This window comes from Undibacterium sp. Ji49W, from assembly GCF_049340205.1.
In the GTDB taxonomy this organism is placed as follows: Bacteria; Pseudomonadota; Gammaproteobacteria; order Burkholderiales; family Burkholderiaceae_D; genus Undibacterium.
Genome location: NZ_JBMPOW010000083.1, coordinates 1 through 255, shown reverse-complemented (window position 1 = coordinate 255; position 255 = coordinate 1). Strand labels below are relative to the sequence as shown.

Annotated in this window: 1 pseudogene; it reads left to right on the top strand. The window is 58.0% G+C overall.

Going from position 1 to position 255, the window contains the following annotated elements:
- Positions 1-29: 29 nt before the first annotated feature.
- Positions 30-255, top strand: a pseudogene (locus tag ACO0LK_RS27125) (ABC transporter substrate-binding protein); the annotation flags it as partial.

The window sequence follows — 255 nt, the reverse complement described above, 5'->3', positions numbered from 1 at the left end:
TACAGCAACCCGTGCAGCAACCGCCGACCGTGAGTAACTTCTCCAGCGTCAAGCCAGAGAACCCGGTCATGCCCAAGGGGCCGGCTCAGCCTGCACCTGTTGCTGAAACCAAAGCGACTGGCCCGGTGACCATCCCAGGCGTGATCGACTTCAATGTCGGTGGTTGCAAACCAGAATACCCACGTGCCTCGTTGCGTAATGAAGAAACAGGTACGGTGCAATTGTCCGTGCTGATTGGTGCTGATGGCACCGTGG